The following is a 19,613-nucleotide window of genomic DNA, read 5'->3' as shown; positions in this document are numbered from 1 at the left end:
TCAAAGCTACACCGAACTGAACACAGTTCCCACCAACTTTCGCGACGCATACCCACTCTGATCCCGTTCCCATCTGAAGTGTTGATGCACGGGCGGAGGTCGGGTAGACTCTTCTCACCCGCCCCGGTGCGCCCGCCCCGCCACGGCTCCCGACCACGCTGCGTCCCCTGCCAGGGACCGGAAGTTCCGATGCCCCACACCCGGCTCCCGCTCCCGGCCGCTCTCGCCGCGCTCCTCACGCTCACCGCCCCCGCACTCGCCGCCCCGCCAACGGACGCCGAGTTCGACAAGGCGGTCGTCCCGTTCTTCGCCGCGTACTGCGACCGGTGCCACGACGCCAAGACGCAGAAGGGCGAGTTCCGCCTCGACGCGCTCTCCCGCGACTTCGCCACCGGCCCGTCCACGATGAAGTGGATGGAGGTCATCGAGCGGATGAACACCGGCGAGATGCCGCCGAAGACCGCCAAGCAGCCGAAGGCCGACGAGGCGGCCCGCGTGGTCGAGGCCATTACCGGCAAGCTCCGCGAGGGCGAGGCGGCCCGGCTCGCGAAGCGCGAGAAGGTGTCGTTCCACCGGCTGACCCGCGAGGAGTACGCCAACACCGTCCGCGACCTCCTCGGCGTCACGTTCGACGCCACCGACCCGAACGGCCTCTCGGACGACCCCGAGTGGCACGGGTTCGAGCGGATCGGCAGCGTGCTGTCGCTGTCCCCGTCGCACGTCGAGAAGTACATGGCCGCGGCCGAGGCGGTGCTGGCCGAAGCGATGCCCGACAAGGCACCCGTGCCGATCAGCAAGAAGAGGGACGCCATCGACCTCCGCGGCGGCCCGGACCGGGCGGCGCTGGCGGCCCAGGGGCTCGCCGACAAGGTCCGCGTCGACCTGTGGCCGGGGCACGACCTGCAGGGCGGCCGCGTCGGGCCGGGGGTCGCGCTGCCCGCACCGGGGTACTACAAGGTCCGCGTCACGCTCAGCGGCCTGAAGCCGGCCGGCGGCCGCGCCCCGCACCTCGCGTTCTACGCCGTGAACCTCGACCGGATGCTCCACGAGCAGGACGTGGTCGCCCCCGAGGACAAGCCGACCACCGTGGAGTTCACGACCCACCTGCCCGCCGGGAACCACAACTTCCGCATGTCGAACGACGTGCCCGGGCCGTCGAACCTGCCGCGGTCGGGCCGCTCGGACCCGCGCCGCCCGTTCTTCAGCATCAAGGACGGCCGCCGCCCGTGGCAGCTCAAGCTCACCGACGAGGCCGGCGAGCCGATCGTGCCGTTCCTCATCGTGGACTCGGTCGAGTGGGAGGGCCCGCTCGTCGAGCCGGGGCCGACGTTCGCCCAGCGCGAGTACACGCCGCAGGACAAGGCGAACCCCGCACAGCTCCGCGAGTCGCTGACGAAGTTCGCCGGGCGCGCGTTCCGCCGCCCGGTCGCCCCGGCCGAGGTCGAGCGGTTCGCGAAGCTCGTCGAGGGCGAGGTGAAGAGCGGCGAGAAGTTCGACGCGGCGTTCAAGACCGGCCTCGTCGCGGTGATGTGCTCGAAGGACTTCCTCTACCTCGTCGAAGGTGCCCCCGACCGAACCAAACTCACGCCGTTCGAACTCGCGTCGCGGCTGTCGTACTTCCTCTGGAGCACGACGCCCGATGAGGAACTGTTCCGCACCGCGAAGGACGGCTCGCTGAGCAGGCCCGACGTGCTGAAGGCGCAGGTCGCCCGGATGCTCCGCGACCCGAAGGCGGCCCGGTTCGCCGAGGCGTTCCCGCGGCAGTGGCTGCAACTGCGCATGGTCGGCATGTTCCCGCCCGACAAGAAGCTGTACCCAGACTACGACGACTACCTCCAGAAGAGCATGATCGGCGAGACGACCGGGTACTTCCGCGAGGTGCTCGACAAGAACCTGAGCCTCCGCGAGTTCCTCGACTCCGACTGGACCGTGCTCAACGCCCGCCTCGCCGAGCACTACGGCATCGCCGGCGTGACCGGGGACAGGTTCCAGCGCGTCAGCCTCAAGCCCGGCGACCACCGCGGCGGGCTGCTGACGCAGGCGGCGGTGCTGTCGCTCACGTCCGACGGCACCCGGCACCGGCCGGTCCACCGCGGGAAGTGGGTGCTGGAGTCGATCCTCGGGAAGTCGCCCCCGCCCCCGCCGGCGAACGTGAAGCCGATCGAGCCGACGCCGGCGACGCAGCCCAAGGCGACGATCCGCATGAAGCTCGACGCGCACCGCAACGACCCGAACTGCGCCGCGTGCCACAAGAAGATCGACCCGCTCGGCCTCGCGTTCGACAACTACGACGCCATCGGCCGGTGGCGCACGGAGGAGGTCGCCAACGACGGGGCCGGCGACAACCCGAAGGTCGACGCGAGCGGCGAACTGGCCGACGGCCGCACGTTCGCCGACCCCGCCGCGTTCAAGAAGCTCCTCGTTGCGGACCTGGACAAGTTCAACGCCGCGTTCGTCGAGAAGCTCGCGACGTTCGCCATCCGCCGCACCACCAGCCTCGCCGATCATGCCGAACTCGCGAAGATCGCCGCGAAGGGCAAGGCGGCCGACTACAAACTTGCCGACACGATCGAAGCGCTGGTGCTATCGGATTTGTTCCAGCACAGGTAAGCGCGAAAGCCCACGACCACCCACCCCACGGACCCTCCGATGAGCACCATTCTCGGCCTGAAGCGGCTCGACCGCCGGCACTTCCTCCGCGGGGCGGGGGCGGCGGTCGCGCTGCCGCTCTTGAACTGCATGGCCCCACTGCGGGCGGCCGACGCGGTCACCAAGCCGCGGCGGGCCGCGTTCGTGTACATCCCCAACGGCGTGAACGTGCTGACGTGGCAGATCACCAAGCCGGGGGCCGACTACGAGTTCAGCGAGCCGCTCAAGGCGCTGGAGAAGCACCGGGCGGTCGTGACGCCGATCAGCGGGCTCCACCACCCGCACGGGCTCGGCCAGGCCCACGAGTGCGCGAAGATCTGGCTCACCGGCGCGAAGGTGAGCCAGGAGGGCGGCGCGTTCCGCAACACCGTGTCGTGCGACCAGCTCATGGCCGAGGTCACGGCCCCGCACACGCGGTTCGGCTCGCTCGAACTGTCCATCTCCCGCGGCGACACCACCCTCGGCTGGTCCCGCGACGGCGTGCCGCTGCCCGCCGAGGACAACCCCCGCACCGTGTTCAACCGCCTGTTCGGGGCCGAGCCGGGCGGCATCGACGTGCAGCGCCGCCGCCTCAACCGGCGGCACAGCGTCCTCGACGCGGTCCTGTCCGACGCCAAGACGTTCCGCACGAACCTCGGCGGCGAGGACCGCAACAAGCTCGACGAGTACCTCCACGCGGTCCGCGACGTCGAGGTCCGCACCGAGCGGCTCGACGCCTGGCTGAACGTGCCGAAGCCGACCGTCGACAAGGCGACCGGCGAGAAGCTGACGCGGAACGTGTCGAAGGCCGAGGCCGGCGAGTACTACCGCACGATGTACGACCTCATCGTGCTGACGCTCCGCACCGACATGACCCGCGTGGTCACGTACATGAGCGGCAGCGAGAGCAACGGGCTTGCGATCCCCGAGATCGGCATCCCGCAGACGCGGCACGAGCTGTCGCACCACAACGGCGACCCCGAGCAGATGGCTCGGCTGTCCCGCAGCGACGCCTTCATCGCCGAGCAGTTCGCGTACTTCCTCGACCAACTCGCCGCGGTCAAGGAGGGCGACGGCACGCTCCTCGACCAGACGATGGTGCTGTTCGGCAGCGGCATGAGCTACGGCCACAGCCACGGGAACGCGAACCTGCCGCTCGTGCTGGCCGGCGGCAAAGCGATGGGCTTCAAGCACGGCAAGCACCTGGACTTCAACCTGCCGAAGATCAAGAAGTACGACCTCGCCACGCCCGGCTCGCACTACGGTGTCTGTTCTCGGCCGGTGGACGAGAAGGCGCGGCTGGCGAACCTGCTGGTCACGATGGCCCAGAAGATGGGCGTCGAGACCGAGAAGTTCGCCGACAGCACCGCCCCGCTCACCGAAGTGCTCGCCTGAGAACATTGAGCCGCGGATGAGCACAGATGAGACACGGATAGGACAGAGCCGAACTGAGCCGCACGATCGAAGACAGCTGAAGGCACGATCCGTCAGAAGAATTGATTTCAAACACTACCTTCTGACTCGATCGTGTCACGATCGCCTTCAATCGTGCGGCTCCTACTTGGCTCTGATCCGTGGTTCATCTGTGCTCATCCGTGGCTCACTTTTTGATCCGCACTCCCGGAAGCTCCCATGTCTCGCCTGATCGCGCTCTCGCTGATCCTGACCGCATCGCACACCGGTCTCGCGGCGGAGCCGCCGTTCCGCACCGACGGCGGCGACGAGAAGCTCCCGTGGTTCCAGCTCAGGCCCGCCGAGTTCCCGCCGGAGGGGTCGTGGCACGCGGTCTCGGGGGAGCTCATCGCGATCGACCACGTCAACCGCACCGGGACGATCCGCCCCGACCGCGACGACACCCAGCGCCGCGGCGACTGGGACATCGCGCGGCCGTTCGTGCTGCTCCCGTTCGGCTCGCTGAGCTACCACGGCGCTCCGGCCGAGCTGCGCGACGTCCCCATCGGCACGCACCTGCACGGCCGGTTCTACGCCGACCCGTTACAGGCCCCGGCGAAGAAGGGGCAGCAACCGCCGCCCGCCACGTTCACCCGCGTGCTGAAGTTCGAGGACGACTTCAGCCACAACGCGCGGCTCGGCCGCGCCTGGCGGGTGGACGCGGTGCAGCCCGACGCGGGCACGCTCACCGTCACTGGCGTCGACAAGGACGGCAAAGCCGATGCGAAGCCGACGGTGTTCAAGGTCGGCCCGGTCACGCGGGTCTGGAAGGGAAAGGGCTTCGGCACACTGGCCGACGTCGAAGCGGGGCAAACGGTGCAATTGAACCTGACCGTCTGCACGCTAAAGGGGCCTGGCCGCGTCACCGACGTCTGGATCGACGCCGACAGTCGCGCTGCCGCGACCGCCCGGCAGGTCGAGGTTCACCGCCTGTACCAGCGGGAGCACGGGCTCGCCGGCTGGGTCACCGCGGTGGACAACAAGAAGGGCACCGTCGAGGTGCTCGTGTTTGGCGGGTTCGACCCGAAACTCGTGGACTCCTTCGCGGTCGGCGTGCCGGTCGCGGCGGCGGTGGCCGAGGACTCGCTCCGCACCTGGGACCAGATCAACGACGTGAAGCGCGGCCCGATCCTGGCCGTGGACCGCGGGGCCGCCGGGCCGGGGAGCAGCGGCGTGCGGGTGCAGTTCAAGCCGTCGAACCTCCTCGAAGGGTACCGCCCCGGCCGCGTCGTCCGCCTGTTCCCGGGCGACTGGAAGGTGGACGACCTGCCCCGCGAGGAGCGGCTCTACCCGTAACCGACTCCCGCGACCTTCGCCCCCGCAGGACCACGCAATGACGGCACCCACCGGCTCCCGGCGCACGTTCCTGAAGTCGTCCCTCGCACTCGCGGGTGCGGCTCCTGCCCTCGGCGCTGCAAACGCGCACGCAAAGGCGGGTGGGCCGCTGATCGCCTACGTCGGCACGTTCAGTTCGCCGCTCCGGGACACCCTCCCGACCCAGGTGGACCTGCCGCCCGGGAACGGCCGCGGCATCCACCGGTTCACGGTCAACCGCGACACCGGGGCGATGACGCAGGTCGGCACCCACGAGATGGGCACGAGCCCGAGTTGCCTGGCCGTGAACGCTGCCGGCACCCGACTCTATTCCGCGAACGAGACCGACCGAGTCGGGCCCGAGAAGGTGGGGACCGTCAGCGCGTTCGCCGTCGACCGCACCGACGGCTCACTGAAGCTGCTCAACACGGTGCCCTCGGGCGGGGCCGGACCCACCTACGTCAGCGTCCACCCGTCCGGAAAGTTCGTGCTCGTGGCGAACTACTTCGGCGGCTCGGTCGCGGTGCTCCCGATTGTCGAGGACGGGAAACTTGGCACCGCGACCGACGTGAAGACCGACGCCGGCAAGATCGGCCCGACCAGGGCACCAAACGCGCCGAAGGGGAGCTTCGCCTTCAGCGGCCACGACCGCACGCACGCCCACATGATCCAGGCCGACCCGAGCGGCCGGTTCGTGTTGCACGTCGACCTCGGGCTCGACGCGATATTCGTCTGGAAGTTCGACGAGGCGAAGGGCACGCTGACCGCCAACGACCCGGCGTCAGTGTCGCTCCCGCCCGGCGACGGCCCGCGGCACTTCCACTTCCACCCCAACGGCCGCTGGCTCTACTCCGTGCAGGAGGAGGGTTCGACCGTGGTGCTCTTCGACTACGACGGCGAGAAGGGCGGGCTGAAGGCCCGGCAGACGGTCTCGACGCTGCCGACCGGGTTCGCGGGCAGCAACTTCTGCTCCGAGATCCTCGGCTCCGCGGACGGGAAGTTCGTGTACGTCGGGAACCGGCTCCACGACAGCATCGGCATCCTGTCTGTTGGCGCGACGGGCGAATTGACGCTCGTGGGCGAGGAGTGGACCCGGGGGAACTACCCGCGGAGCTTCACGTTCGACCCGACCGGAACGTTCCTGTACTGCTGCAACCAGCGGGCGGACCACGTCACCGTGTTCCGGGCGGACCGCAAGACGGGCGGCCTCGCGTTCACGGGCCACTACGCCCCCGTCGGCAACCCGTCCCACGTCGCGTTTCTCGATTTGAAGTAGCGGGGCGGGCCGCTCCGGCCCGGGCGCTACGGCGGGACCGGCAGCGACCGCAGGATCCGGCCGAGTTCCTCCATGTCCACCGGTTTGACCAGGTGGTGGTCGAACCCGGCCTCGCCGGTCTTGCGGCGGTCCTCGTCCCGCCCGTACCCCGTCATCGCGATGAGGGTCGCGGACCGCAGGTCGGGGTTCTGTCGGATCCGCCGCGCCACCTCGTACCCGTCGAGGTGGGGGAGGCCGATGTCGAGGAGGATGACCTCCGGCCCCTGGTCGCGGGCCGCCGCCAGGGCGGCCGGCCCGTCGTGGGCGGTCCGCACGTCGTGGCCGAACAGGGCGAGGAGTTCGGCCATGCTCTCGGCCGAGTCGACGTTGTCGTCCACGATGAGGAGGCGGCGGTGGGCGGCCCGCGCGGGCTCCGGGGCGGGCCCCCGCTCGGGGCCCCCCGCCCCCGCGGGCAGGGCGGGCAGCCGCACCACGAACTCGCTCCCCCGTCCCGGCCCCTCGCTCGCCGCCCGCACGGTCCCGCCGTGCATCTCGACGAGCCGCCGGGCCAGCGTCAGCCCGATCCCCAGCCCGCCCTGCGACCGGTCGATGGTGCGGCTCTCCTGGGTGAACAGGTCGAACACCCGGGTCAGCATCTCCTGGGAGAGCCCGATGCCCGTGTCGCGAACGCTCACCGTGGCCTCGCCCCGCTCGCGCCCGGCGGCGACCCGGATGCGGCCGCCGTCCTCGGTGTACTTCGCGGCGTTGGTCAGGATGTTGCCCAGGGCCTGCGTGAGGCGCGTCGGGTCGGCCTCGACCAGCACCGGTTCGGCCGGGAGCGAGACCCGGAGGTCGTGCCGGCGGGCCTCGATGAGGGGGCGGGCGGTCTCGACTGCGGCCCCGACGAGGTCCGCCAGGTCGATCCGCACCTTCCGGAGTTCGACCTTCCCCCGGGTGATCCGCGAGACGTCGAGAAGGTCGTCGACGAGGTGGGCCATGTGGCCGACCTGCCGGGTCAGGAGGTCGGCCAGGCGAACGACGGCGGGGTCGCCGGCCCGCGTGGCCCGGAGCACGTGCACCGCGTTGCGTACGGGGGCGAGGGGGTTGCGGAGCTCGTGGGCCAGCATCGCGAGGAACTCGTCCTTCCGGCGGTCCGCCTCGGCGAGTGCCTCGGCCCGCACCCGCAGCTCCCCCTCCAGCAGCTTCCGCTCGGCCGCGGTGCCCACGATGTCCGCCAGCGCGCGGGCGAACTGCACCTCGTCCGGGGTGAACCGGCGGGCCGCCCGGGCGTAGACCGCGAGCAACCCGAACGGCGTCGCCCCCCGGCCGGGGATGCGGACGACCAGCCCCGAGGTCACGCCGCGTGCGGCGAGGTGGGCGTCCGGGCTCGCCTCGGAGCCCAGCACCACGACCTCGGCGTCGCGGTCCAGGAGGCCCCGCGCCGCCGGCTCGGGGGCGTTCGGCCCCCACCCCGCACCCGCGAGCGCAGCCCAGGTTCCGTCGCCCCGCAGTTCGAGCGCCTCGGCGAAGTCGGCCCCGACCGTCTCGGCGACGTGGCCGACCGCGGCGCGGCACACGGCGCCGATGTCGTGCCCGGCCAGGGCGGAGCGGGCCGAGAGCGCGAGCGCCGCCTGCTGGCGGCTCCGGTTCTGGAGGTCGGCCTCGCGGGCGACCCGCTCGGTCGCGTCCTCGACGATCGTCAGCGTCCCCTCGACGACGCTCCCGGCCACCAGGGGCACGACGCGGACCGACTGCTGCATCCGGCCCCCGTCGGTCCCCGGCGACGGGAGGGGCAGGACGTACCTGTGGAGCCGCTGGGAGAGGATCGCGGTCTGGCCGGCGAGGGCCTGCCGGTAGTACCGGTCGAGCCCCCGCGCCTCGAGTTCGGGGAACAGGTCGTACAGGCGGCGGCCGATGGCGGCGTCGGTCGGGATCCCGCTCCGGAGGGCGAGCCAGCGGTTCCAACCGGTGACGGTCAGGTCCGCGTCGGTCGCGACGAGCCCCCAGTCGCCGATGGCGTCGAGTTGGCCGAACAGAACACGCGAAAGGCCCATCAGTCCCCCCGGCGGGCGGCGGGCCGCCCGCCCCGTTTCAGGCCCGGGTCGCCCGCTCGGCCCACCCCTCGATCGCCGCCACGAACAGGTCCAGGGAGGTCACGCCCAGCACGAGGACCATGCACCCGGTCACCTCGCTCCCCCGGACCCGGAACCGCGCGCCGATGAGCAGCGCGTGGCGGATCTCGTCGGCCCCGATCAGGAGGGAGTCGATCATCGAGCCGAGCGAGTCCAGGTGCAGCCGGGGGACGGCGAACGTGAACCGGACCTCGAGCAGGTCCCCGAACACGCCGAGGCACGCGTTCAGGAGGATGTTGCCGACCTCGGCGAGGACCTCGCGCGCCGACTCCCCCATCTGCGTGGTCGGTGCGCCGGCCTCGGCCAGCAGGGACACGAGCCGGGTCGCGCCGTCGATGTCCAGGAGCAGGAACGCGTCCCCGGACACCGGGCCCCCGAAGATCTGGTGGACGGTCGCGACCTCCCCGTGGACGAACTGCCCGAGGGCCGGGATGAGGTCGGCGATCGCGTGCGCGGACACCTCGGGCACCGTGAGCTCGACCCGGTTCCCGGTCAACTCGGAGAGGGCCGCCGCGGTCCGCGAGAACGCGATGTTCACCAACTCGGTGACGGCGTCCTTCTGGCTCTCGGAGAGGGTCACTTGGCGCCCCCCTGCCCGGCCAGCGCGGCGGCCACCGCCCGCAGGGTCGAGACCCCATCGAACGGCTTGGGCACGAACCCCGCCGCGCCGCCCTCGTCGGCCAGGACCCGGGTGGACGTCTGGACGTCGGCGGTGGCCATCACGACCACGGCCGCGGGGTCCAGCGTCCGCAACTGGCGGAGCACCTCGAGCCCGTTGAGGTCGGCCATCGTGACGTCGAGGAGGACGAGGTCCGGCCGGTCGAGGGAGTACCGCTCCAGGGCGGTGAGCCCGTCGGCCGCCTCGGTGACCGCGTGCCCGGCCCCCTCGAGGATGCGGCGTGACACGCGCCGGGAGAGGGCGGAATCGTCCACGACCAGGATGTTGGCCATCACAGTGCTCCGAGAATCGATTCTGCCATTTTATCGAGCGGCACGACCCGGTCGCTCAGCCCGGCCTCGACCACGGACCGCGGCATCCCGTACACGACGCAGGTGTCTTCCGCCTCGGTGAAGACGCGGCCGCCCTGGGCCTTGATCCACGCCGCCCCCTGGGTGCCGTCCGACCCCATTCCCGTGAGGACGACGGCGAGGGTCCGCTCGCCGAACACGTCGGCCGCCGTCCGGAACAGGACGTCCGCGGCCGGCCGGTGCGGGGTGTCCATCGGCAGGATGCCGAGGCGGGCGACGGCCCGGCCGTCGGCCCCGCGGGCGCAGGACAAATGATAGCCGGCCGGGGCCAGGAGGGCCAAGCCGGGGCGGAAAACGTCGCCGTCCCGGGCCTCGGCGACCGCCACCCGCGACACCTCGCCGAGGCTCCGGGCGAACAGCTCGGTGTACCCGACCGGCATGTGCAGGACCATCGCGATCGGCACCGGGAAGTCGGCCGGGAGTTGCGGGATCAGCCGCTTGAGCGCGTGCGGCCCGCCCGTCGAGACGCCGATCACGAGCACGTCGGTCCGCACCGGGCGGGGCGTCGGCACCGGCCCCCGCGGGGCCGCGGCCGGGCCGCCGGGGCGGACCCGCGCCGCGGCCACCGCCTTGACCGTCGCGACCAGGTCGTCGGCGATGCCGAACACCTTCTCCGTCGCCAGGGCGGTCGGCTTCTGCACCACCGCGACCGCCCCCGCGTCCAGCGCCCGCACCACGAGCTCGCCGCTCTCGCTCGCGGAACTCAGGATCACGACCGGCACCGGGCGGCGGGCGAGCTGCTTGCGGAGGAAGTCGAGCCCGTCGGACCGGGGCATGTTCAGGTCGAGCGTGACCACGTCCGGGCGCAGCTCCTCGACCAGCTCCAGCGCCTCCTCGCCGTCCCGGGCCGCCCCGACGACCTCGATGAACGGGCTGCGGGCCAGCATCTGGCGGACGGCCTGGCGGACGTAGGCCGAGTCGTCGACGATGAGAACCCGAACGATCCCGTTCACGACCCCTCCGCCCGCCGCGCGGTTACCGGTTCACGTACACGAAGGCGCTCCCGATCTCTTCGAGCTGAAACGCGGTCGTCGCCCGCAGGAGCGACTCCGACACCCCGGGGAACAGGTAGCCCGGCCGGGGCATCCGCTCGGCGAAGTGCTTCACCACCCGGGCGACGGTCGCGGCCGAGAAGTAGATGAACACGTTCCGGCAGAACACGAACGGGGAGCACGCGAGCGGGCCGGTGTCCGCGGGGTCCAGGAGGTTCGCGGCCGCGAACCGGACCCGCGCGTGCAGTTCCGGGTCCACCCGCCACCCGCCGGCCACGGGCGCGAAGTACTTGTCCCGGAGGGCCGGGGGCAGCGCGCGGAACGACCGCTCGCGGTACACCCCGCGGCGGGCCTTCTCCAGCGCCGCCGGGCTCACGTCGCTGGCCACCACTTCGACCTCGGCCCGGCGGAACCAGCCCGCCTCGTTCAGCGCCATGGCGATGCTCAGGGGCTCCTCCCCGGTCGCGCACGCGGCCGACCACACGCGGACCGGCCCCCGCCCGGCGGCGACGTGCCGGGGGACGAGGACGTCGACCAGGGCGCGGACCTGATCGATCTCGCGCCAGAAGTACGTCTCCTGCACGGAGAGCGCGTCGGTCAACCGCGGCCACTCGGCGTCGGCCCCGGGGCCGTACCGGAGCAGGTAGAAGTAGTCGAGGAACGACTTCAGGCCCAGGTCGGCGAGTCGGTCCCCGAGCTTCGAAGCGAGAAGGTCACGCTTGTCGTCGTCGAACGAAACGCCGATCCGGTCCCGGATCAGATCCCTCAGGAGGATGAACACCCCGACCGGCAGTTCTGTGCTTCCCGCGTTGAACCTCATGAGCACCCGGCCCTCGCGCAGTCCCGCCGGCCGACGACCGGAAGGCTCATCTTATTGCTTCCCGCCCCGGCGGGGCCGGGGCGGCGGGTTCGCCCGCCCGAGCCGGCCCGCAACGGCGGCGAGTACCTCGGCCCGCTCCCGCAGCCCGTCGGCGGCCCGCCGCGAGTCCTGGACCCCGCTCGCGTTCCGGTCGGTGACGGCCCGGATCTCGGTGAGGGACTTCAGGATCGACTCGGCCGCGACGGTGTGCTCGCGGTTGGCCCGCGTGATCAGCGCCATCTGCTTCGAGATGAACTCGGCCGCGACCGTCATCTCCTTCGTCGCCCGGCCCTGCTCGAGGACGGCCTGTGAGACCTGAGTCGACTGCCGCCGCATGTCCTCCACGGCCCGCGCGACGTGGTTCGCGGCCACCGCCTGTTCGCCCATCGCCTTCGTGACGTCGGCGACCAACCGGACCATGCGGTCCGCCTCCTGGGCGACGGCGTCGGCGGCCCGGGCCTGCTCCCCCACCGCCCGCGCCGTGCTCGCCGCGGACCGCCGCATCGAGGTCAGCGCCTGGGTGATCTGGCCCGCACCGGCCGCCTGTTCGCCGGTCGCGGTGCGTACGTGCTGGGCGAGGGTCCGCGTGACCTGCCCGGCCTTGATGATGTCCCGGGAGGCCCGCCCCTGCTCGCCCATGGCCTGCGCGACCTGCCGGGCGATCTTCCGCATCTGGCCGGTCGCCTGGACGATCCCCTGCGCGGCCCGGGTCTGCTCGGCCGCGGCCGCGCCCACCTGGCGGGACTGCGCGGCCGTCGTGCCGATGGCCTCGACGACGTGCTGCCCGGCCCGGAGCTGGTCCTCGGACGCGCGGGCGATGTGGGTGACGACCTGGGACGTCTCCTGGAGCCCGTTGAGGATCTTCTTGAGCCCCGCCATCCCGCTTTCGGCGAGTTGGCTGCTCTCCTGTGCAACCTTCGCGCCGTCGCTGGACGCGGCGACCACCTCGTGAACGGCCTCCTGCAGCCCGCGGACGATCGCGGACACGTCGGCGGTGGCCTGGGCGGCCCGGTTGGCGAGGTTGCGGATCTCCTCGGCCACGACCGCGAACCCCCGCCCGGCCTCGCCGGCCCGGGCGGCCTCGATCGAGGCGTTGAGCGACAGCAGGTTGGTCCGCTCGGCGATCATGTTGATGGTCGAGACGATGCCGCCGATCTCCCCGGCCCGCTTCCCCATTTCCTTGATGACGGTCGCGGACTGGGACATGGAGTCGCGGACCCGCCCGAGCCCCTGGATCGACTGCTGGACCGCCGCGCCGCCCTCCTCGGCGTCGCGGGCGACCCGGCGGGTCGTCTCGTCGGCCTGGCGGGCGAGCCCGGCCACGGCGTGGATGGACCGGTCGAGCTGGGCGGCGCTGCCCGCGGCCCCGGTCGCGGCCTCGGTGATCCGCTCGGCGCTGGTCGCGACCGCGGCCGCGGACCGGGCCACCTGCTCGATGCCGGTGGCCACGCCCTCGACCTCCGTCGTGAGCCCCTCGGCCGTGGCTGCGAGTTGCTCGGTGGACGACGCCATCTGGTTGATCGCCGCGGCGGCCGCCTCGGCCGCGGAGGTGAGTTCGTCGGCGCCCCGCGCCACGCCCTGGATCGAGCGGCTCATTTCCTCAACGGCCGTGGCGCTCTCCTCGACCGCGGTGGCGAGGGACGACGTGTCGTCGCTCACGCCCTTGACCGACGCGGCGACCTCGACGACCGCCCCGCGGACCTCGGCGACCGCGGCCGCCATGTCCTGGGCGTTGGCCGTCACCGCCCGGACGGCCGCGGCCGTCTCCTCGACCGAGGCCGCGGTCTCGGTCAGCCCGGTGTTGAACGCGACCGTGTTCGCGTTGACCTGCTCGGTCGACGCGGCCAGCTCGTTGATCGAGGAGGCGAGTTCCTCCATCGACCCGGCGACCGCGGCCGCCTGCCCGGCGGTCTCCTTGAGCGCGGCGGCGGCCTCGTTCGCCGAGGCGGTGGCGTCCTCCAGGGCCTGGGCCTGGGCCTTGGTGCCGGTCAGCACCTGGCCGGCGACGCGGGCGATCTCGTCGGCCGCGGCGGCGACCCCCTCGGTCTCCTCGCGGAGGCGGCCGATGTCGGCGGACTCGGTGGCCATCGTTCTCTCCGGTGCGGAATGGTTGGGTGTTCGGGCCGGGGGGGCTACGCCCGGTGGGGCTCGGGCGGGGCCGCGCCCGCGTCGCCCTTCAAGACCTCGGCCACGTCGAGGATGAGGACCACCCGGTCCGCGACGGTGGCGACGCCGGCCAGGTAGTTCCCGCTGGTGCCGGCCAGCCCCTCGGGCGGGGGCTGGACCGCGTCGGCCGCGATGGTGACGAACGCCCGCGCGGAGTCCACGATCAGCCCGACGAGCCGGTCCCCCTGGGAGACCACGATGAGCCGGGTCTGCGGGCCGTACTCGGCCGCCGCGAACCCGAACCGGCGGCGGAGGTTCACGGCCGGGACGACCCGCCCGCGGGAGAACACCAGCCCGTCCACGTAGCCCGGGGCGTTGGGCACCGGGGTCACGTGCTCGACCATCTCCATCCGCTCCACGGCGGCGCTCGGGACGGCGTAGGCCGTGCCGGCGAGCTCGAACAGGATGTACGGTTCGGCGGTCGCCACGGCGGGCTCCGGGGTCACGGGGTGCGGCGGCGGGTCCGGGCGTACCGGGCGAGGCCGACCGCGTCCAGAATCAGGACGGCCCGCCCGTCGCCCAGTTCGGTCGCGCCGGCCAGTCCGGGGACCTGGACGAGCGGGTCGGAGAGCCGCCGGACGACGACCTCGCGGAGCCCCAGCACGCGGTCCACCGCCACCGCGACGGCGTGCCGCCCCTCGCCGACGACGAGCGCGGTGTACGCCCCCGTTGGCCGCGGGGTGCCGAACAGGTCGCACAGCCGGAGCAGCGGGAGCACGCCGGTGTGGTGCCGGAGGAGTTCGTTGTTCTCCAGCGTGGTGACCGCCCCGGGCTCGACGAGGACCACCTCGCGGACCGCGGTCTGCGGCGCGGCGTACGTCTGCGGGCCGACGGCGACGATCAGCGCGTCGGCGATGGCCAGCGTGAGCGGGAGGCGGACGGTGAACCGGGTGCCGCGGCCCGGCGTGGTGGCCATGTCGAGCGTGCCCCCCAGCTCCTCGACCGCCCGGCGGACCACGTCCATCCCGACCCCGCGGCCGCTGACTCGGTCGGTGGCGTCGCGGGTCGAGAACCCGGGGGTGCAGATCAGGTCCAGGGCCGCCGACGGGTCGGCCCACCCGCCCGGGGGAACGAGGCCCGCGGCCCGGGCGCGGGCGAGCACCCGCTCGGGGTCGATCCCGCGGCCGTCGTCCTCGACCTCGATCACGGCCGCCCCCCCCGCCGCCGCGGCCCGCAGGTCCAGGCGGCCCCGGAGCGGCTTCCCGGCCGCGACCCGCTCGGCCGCCGGCTCGAGGCCGTGGCTGATCGCGTTGCGGACCAGGTGCAGGAGCGGGTCGGCCAGGCGCTCGACCACGTACTTGTCGATCTCCGTGTCCTCGCCGGAGAGGTGGAGGTCGACCCCCTGACCCGTTTCGCGGGCCAGGTCGCGGACCACGAACCGCATCCGGGCGAACACGTCCCGGACCGGGACGAGGCGGACCCGCATCACCCCCTCGCGGAGGTGGCGGAGTTGCCGCTCCACGGTCAGGCTCGTCTCCGCCAGTTCCCGCCGCTCGGCCGCCGGGAGCGCCGCCGCCACCCGCTCCAGCGCCCCGTCGAGCCGCGCCCGGGTGATGACCAACTCGCCCACGGTGGTCATCAGTTCGTCGAGCCGGACGAGGTCCACGCGGACGACGCTCCGGGGCGTGAGCGGGGTGAGTGCGGACGCGGTGGACGGTGCGTCCGGGGCCGGCGGGGCGGCGGGGTCCGGCGGGTCGTAGGGGGCGACCGTGACCCCCTCCCCCGCGACCCGTTCCGCGAACCCCGCGTCCCCGCTCGTGACCAGGAACGTGAACGTGATGCCCCCCCCGGGGACCGCGACCGGTTCGGCCGAGACGATCTCACCGACGGCCCGGAGCCGCTCGCGGGTCGCCCCAACGGTGACCCCGCGCTCGGACAGCGCCGCCGACGGCGCGAACGTCACCCGCCAGGCCCCGGCCCCGCCCCGGACCGCCGCACGGATCTGTTCCCGCTTGTCGGGCGCGACGCCGGATGGCGCGGGCGGTGGGGCAGCCGTCCCCGCCCGACCCGCTCCCGCGACGAGCGCTCCCAGCCGCGTGACCAGGGGACCGGTCTCGGGCGGTGGGAGACCGTCCCGGTGGGCCGCGATTGCGGCCTCCAGCGCCTTGACCCCCTCGACCAGTGCGTCCGCCCCGTCGGCCGCCAACGCGACGGTTCCGCGGCGGACCTCGGCCAGGTAACTTTCAAGGTGGTGCGCGACCCGCTCCGCCTCGCGGACCCCGGCGATCCCGGATAGCCCCTTCAGCGTGTGGAAGTGGCGGAACAGGGTGTCGAGGACGTCCGGTCCGGCCCCGCCGGGCTGCGCCTCGAGCGCGAGTAATGCGCTCCGGGCTCCGGTGAGGTGCTCGTCGCACTCGACCAGGTAGTCGGCGAACAACTCGGTCAGGTCGTTGCGGTCATTCGGAGACACGGAACCCCGGGTCGGACGGCAGTCGCGAGACCGACGCACCCGTCGGAGCGGGGGCGGCCCTGCAAAGTTACGCCGGAATCGTCAGTTTACCCAGTCGTCACAGTTTGAACTGTCGATCCCCGGTGAAATGGTCCGGCGCACAGGCGGTACAACTCGTGCAACCGGCCTTCGCATTGCGTGGCGGTGGGCCAGGGCTCGCGTGTACCGGCCCGGCTCAAGACCGGCACGGCCGACGGCCGACGTCTTCGCCTGCGTACCGCGTTCGGGGGACCAGTAGCCGATGCCAGAGTTGACGATTTCGCGGAAGAAGCCTGCCCCGCTCCCGATGGTGTGTATGTACTGCGGGGCGGTCGCCGTCGCGAAACGGGAGTGGCGGGTGGCGAACCACAAGCCGGCCGGGGCCGCAGGTGGCGGCACGGACCTCGGCGCCGTACCGGTGGGCGACGACCCCGTGTCGGCTGCGGTCGGCTTGCTGCTGCTGCCGTTCGCCCTGTGGGAACTCGTGAAGGGACTCGGTGCCCTTCTCGGCTGGGTCACGCGGCCGCGCGCCCCCGCCCCTCCGCAGCCGAGTAACCCGCCCCGCGACCCGCCCACCACTCTCGTCGCAGTCACCACGTGCGAGCGGCACGCCCGGTTCACGGACCGATTCGTCCTGGCGGGTGCCGGGATGTTGGTCGCGCTGATCGCGCTCTGGGCGTGGGCCGTGCTGGTCACGCGTCGTGTCATGGGCACCGACGACACGGGTCTGGCGGTGGCCCTGCTGGTGACGGCGATCCTTTCGACCGCCCTGCTACCGGTAGCTCTGTGGGTGTGGTACGTGCTCCGCGGCCCGGTCATCGTCGACCGGGTGACCGAGCACTCGGCAGTCCTCGACCGCGTCCGCCAGGCGTACTTCGACGCCACCGGGCTCGCCCCGAATGAGCCCGGCTGACGCGGTCACGCCGTGCTTCCTAATTCCGCAATCGAGAAGTTGGTCCTTTGGGTGAGCAGCGAGCGTGGGTGTGCCACTGGGTTCCGGAATCGTGCGACCTCCAGACGCTTCCCTCCGATCGACCTCGCCGCAAGAGTTGTGGGGCGAGAGAAATGCGCCTCTCGGGCTCAGTTCGCCACGCAGTCTGACACTCTTTCTTCCGGTCGAATGGAATGGTTCCGGACCTGGAACGCTTGGTTCCGGACGTGGGGTGGGGAGGCGCCCGGAATCATTCTCGTGACCACCACACCGATCTGCGACGTTTCGTCCTCAACAGCCCCCAATCCCCTGGCACGCCCAGCAAGCGGTGCCGTTCGGCGAAGATTTTTCTTGTCGTTCTTGCCCGGTTGCGGGGGGGTGGTTATAGTCAATAACAGCTTGCAAGCACACGCCTTCCCGGCTGGGGTTACCTTCAACCTCCTCCGCATCTAGAGAGATTTTCGTACCACCCCAACGAGGAGGAATGGCAATGTTTGGACTCGGCGGACAAGAAATCCTGTTGCTGGTCGTCTTGGGCGTCCTACTGTTCGGGCGAAAGTTGCCCGAGGTTGGTCGGTCGCTGGGCAAAACGGCCGTTGAGTTCCGCAAGGGTTTAAAGGGCCTGGAAGACGAGGTGAGCGAGAGTTCGAGCCCGCGGGCGGCGATCGAGCCGGAACCGGTCAAGGCTCCGCAACGCGTGACCCCGTCGACGCCGAAGCCGACCTTCGACGACGCGCCGACCTCCCCGAGCGTTCCGCCGAAGGTGTGACGCGAACCTTGACAGCGAACGCGACCTCCGTATCGATGAAGAGTGACCGACGGCCCGTACCTTCGCGGGCCATCGATCAGAGGACAAGAAGATATCCGGGCGATTAACTCAGTGGTAGAGTGCGTTCTTCACACGGACGAAGTCACAGGTTCAAATCCTGTATCGCCCACTCTGCTCAAGTCTCGACGACGCAACAACTTGCGTTAACCTCCGGGCGGCCCGGGGTGCTGTCTGAAACCGAGGCGATTTCCGTAGTCCACGGAAATGCGCCTCTTTTCGGTTGCACCCATGCCAACTCCCTCCACCCCCAAGCTCTGCCGCCACCGCGCCCAAAACCAGGGGTACGTTACCCTGAACGGCCGCGAATTCTACCTCGGCCACTGGCTCGTCAGTCGCGGGAAGAAGCCGCCCGCCCCCGTCCAGGCGGCGTACGACGACCTCATCGCCAAGTGGCTCACAAACAACCGGCAACTCCCCGAAGAGCGTCCGCCGCTTTCGGTCCCGTCTCGGTGAACGTGATTGTCGCCGCCCACACCTTGGCCCCGGCCGCGGCCGCCCCGCTCCAATCGACCCCGAGGGCCCGGCCGGCCGACAGCCAGATCGTGCCGGCCGCGGCGGCCGGGGCGGGCGGCGGGGGTACGGCCGCCGGTATCGGAATGACAACGTCTTCCGGCGGTGCGTCGTCAATCGAGTGGAGTGCCCCCATTCCCGGGAACATCTCGCCGGTGAAGTCGATGGTCCGCGGTTCGACCTCGCGGACGTGCCACCCGGTGTACTCGTTGTGTCTCGGGTCGCGGGGGTACGCCGTCCGGCCGATCGACTCTTCCAGGGGGAGCCGGGACGGACGCGAAACAGGGGCAACCTCTCGCCCGCGTTGGTCTCGACCCACGCGCCGTGGTCCGGGTGGCGGTCGCCGAGGATCCGGAGGCTCCCGATCCCCTCGTACGCCACCCTCCCGCAATGCTGGCGCGAGAACGCGACGTGGATGACGTCGTCGGCCTCCACCCGCCTCACGTTCCCCACGAACTGTCCGTTCACGTTGAAGGCCGGGCGGTTAAAGAATCCGTGGACCGTGATCAGGTCAAGGGTGGTGTCGAGGTTTGCGTCGTTCTCGGCAGCCCGGTAAATCCACTCGGCCATCTGGCCTCCGAGGGGTGTGGGGTGGGGTCGCGGCGCGACCCATTCGGAAAGTTGCTGAAGTGAGTGACTGTACCATCCACGTCAAGGCCCGTTGGCAGGGCGGCCAGCGGATCTGTCAGGCAAGTCGACCCGGCCCCCAGGCGCCAGTTCGCGGAGGATCAGCACTTTTGGCAGGGCTACCGCACTACAGGTGCTGTAATTCCTTGCAGCACCTGTAGCATGTAGTCCTCATCCCACCCGGCCTTGAGCCGCTTGGTTATTCCGCTACCTTTGCCCGGTGCCCGCCGAAGCAACGATACGGCGACCCGCCGGACCTTCGCCAGGTTGGCCCCGGCGTTCTCCTCCCGGATGCGGCTCCGGTCCTCCCGGAACACCACGTCCAGAACCCAGTGGAGTCCGTTCTCGATGCCCCAGTGGCCCCGCACCCACCGGCCCAACTCGGCCGCCGTCCCGGCGTAGCGGGTCGCCCCCGCGTGGCCGGCCCGTGCCCGACTCTCGTCCTCCCGGAACGACACGTC

At 71.5% G+C, this 19,613-nt stretch carries 16 protein-coding genes and 1 tRNA gene; 8 read left to right on the top strand and 9 right to left on the bottom strand.

Features of this window, described 5'->3' with window-relative positions; genetic code table 11:
• Positions 1-189 precede the first annotated feature (189 nt).
• The 4 genes from ACTIGN_RS05950 (at position 190) to ACTIGN_RS05935 (ending at position 6,670) form a co-directional block, all read left to right on the top strand.
• Complete coding sequence (locus ACTIGN_RS05950; protein WP_439621891.1) at positions 190-2,610, top strand: DUF1592 domain-containing protein; 2,421 nt, start codon at positions 190-192, stop codon at positions 2,608-2,610.
• 39 nt (positions 2,611-2,649) lie between these two features.
• Positions 2,650-4,023, top strand: coding sequence for a DUF1552 domain-containing protein (locus ACTIGN_RS05945; RefSeq protein WP_439621890.1), 1,374 nt, complete (start codon positions 2,650-2,652; stop codon positions 4,021-4,023).
• Between the two features lie 237 nt (positions 4,024-4,260).
• Entirely contained in the window at positions 4,261-5,376 is a 1,116-nt protein-coding gene (locus tag ACTIGN_RS05940) for a hypothetical protein (RefSeq protein ID WP_439621889.1), read from the top strand.
• Between the two features lie 37 nt (positions 5,377-5,413).
• On the top strand, positions 5,414-6,670 hold the full coding sequence (locus tag ACTIGN_RS05935) for a lactonase family protein (RefSeq protein ID WP_439621888.1): 1,257 nt from the start codon (positions 5,414-5,416) through the stop codon (positions 6,668-6,670).
• 26 nt (positions 6,671-6,696) lie between these two features.
• On the opposite strand, the gene ACTIGN_RS05930 is transcribed toward ACTIGN_RS05935, so the two are convergent.
• Genes ACTIGN_RS05930 through ACTIGN_RS05895 form a run of 8 tightly spaced genes read right to left on the bottom strand, consistent with a single transcriptional unit; the run spans position 6,697 to position 16,237 of the window.
• Positions 6,697-8,703, bottom strand: coding sequence for an ATP-binding protein (locus ACTIGN_RS05930; protein WP_439621887.1), 2,007 nt, complete (start codon positions 8,701-8,703; stop codon positions 6,697-6,699).
• A gap of 37 nt (positions 8,704-8,740) precedes the next feature.
• A complete protein-coding gene (locus tag ACTIGN_RS05925) occupies positions 8,741-9,361 on the bottom strand; it encodes a chemotaxis protein CheC (RefSeq protein ID WP_439621886.1) in 621 nt (206 codons plus the stop codon).
• Positions 9,358-9,732: a response regulator gene (locus tag ACTIGN_RS05920; protein ID WP_439621885.1), complete on the bottom strand. Its 375-nt coding sequence runs from the start codon at positions 9,730-9,732 to the stop codon at positions 9,358-9,360. Before ACTIGN_RS05920 ends, ACTIGN_RS05925 begins: the two co-directional genes overlap by 4 nt.
• Positions 9,732-10,763, bottom strand: a complete 1,032-nt coding sequence (gene cheB, locus ACTIGN_RS05915; protein WP_439621884.1) for a chemotaxis-specific protein-glutamate methyltransferase CheB — start codon at positions 10,761-10,763, stop codon at positions 9,732-9,734. Before cheB ends, ACTIGN_RS05920 begins: the two co-directional genes overlap by 1 nt.
• Positions 10,764-10,785: 22 nt before the next feature.
• On the bottom strand, positions 10,786-11,622 hold the full coding sequence (locus tag ACTIGN_RS05910; protein ID WP_439621883.1) for a CheR family methyltransferase: 837 nt from the start codon (positions 11,620-11,622) through the stop codon (positions 10,786-10,788).
• Between the two features lie 51 nt (positions 11,623-11,673).
• A complete protein-coding gene (locus tag ACTIGN_RS05905) occupies positions 11,674-13,749 on the bottom strand; it encodes a methyl-accepting chemotaxis protein (protein WP_439621882.1) in 2,076 nt (691 codons plus the stop codon).
• 44 nt (positions 13,750-13,793) lie between these two features.
• Complete coding sequence (locus tag ACTIGN_RS05900) at positions 13,794-14,255, bottom strand: chemotaxis protein CheW (RefSeq protein ID WP_439621881.1); 462 nt, start codon at positions 14,253-14,255, stop codon at positions 13,794-13,796.
• Positions 14,256-14,269: 14 nt separating this feature from the next.
• On the bottom strand, positions 14,270-16,237 hold the full coding sequence (locus tag ACTIGN_RS05895) for a chemotaxis protein CheA (RefSeq protein ID WP_439621880.1): 1,968 nt from the start codon (positions 16,235-16,237) through the stop codon (positions 14,270-14,272).
• Positions 16,238-16,517: 280 nt separating this feature from the next.
• On the opposite strand from ACTIGN_RS05895, the gene ACTIGN_RS05890 reads away from it, so the two are divergent.
• The 4 genes from ACTIGN_RS05890 to ACTIGN_RS05875 all read left to right on the top strand — a co-directional run bounded on the left by ACTIGN_RS05890 (position 16,518) and on the right by ACTIGN_RS05875 (position 18,468).
• The gene (locus ACTIGN_RS05890) at positions 16,518-17,168 is read left to right on the top strand and encodes a hypothetical protein (protein WP_439621879.1); all 651 of its coding nucleotides are present in this window, start codon (positions 16,518-16,520) and stop codon (positions 17,166-17,168) included.
• Positions 17,169-17,670: 502 nt separating this feature from the next.
• Entirely contained in the window at positions 17,671-17,955 is a 285-nt protein-coding gene (locus tag ACTIGN_RS05885; protein WP_439621878.1) for a twin-arginine translocase TatA/TatE family subunit, read from the top strand.
• Between the two features lie 97 nt (positions 17,956-18,052).
• Positions 18,053-18,124: transfer RNA gene (locus tag ACTIGN_RS05880), tRNA-Val, on the top strand.
• Between the two features lie 119 nt (positions 18,125-18,243).
• A complete protein-coding gene (locus tag ACTIGN_RS05875; RefSeq protein ID WP_439621877.1) occupies positions 18,244-18,468 on the top strand; it encodes a hypothetical protein in 225 nt (74 codons plus the stop codon).
• A gap of 803 nt (positions 18,469-19,271) precedes the next feature.
• Here the strand turns inward: ACTIGN_RS05875 and ACTIGN_RS05870 are convergent.
• Positions 19,272-19,613 (bottom strand): ISAs1 family transposase (locus ACTIGN_RS05870; RefSeq protein WP_439621876.1); only part of this gene is annotated, 342 nt, incomplete at its 5' end.

It is taken from the genome of Gemmata sp. (assembly GCF_051859125.1).
Classification (GTDB): Bacteria; Planctomycetota; Planctomycetia; order Gemmatales; family Gemmataceae; genus Gemmata.
This window is presented reverse-complemented; position numbering and strand designations above follow the sequence as displayed.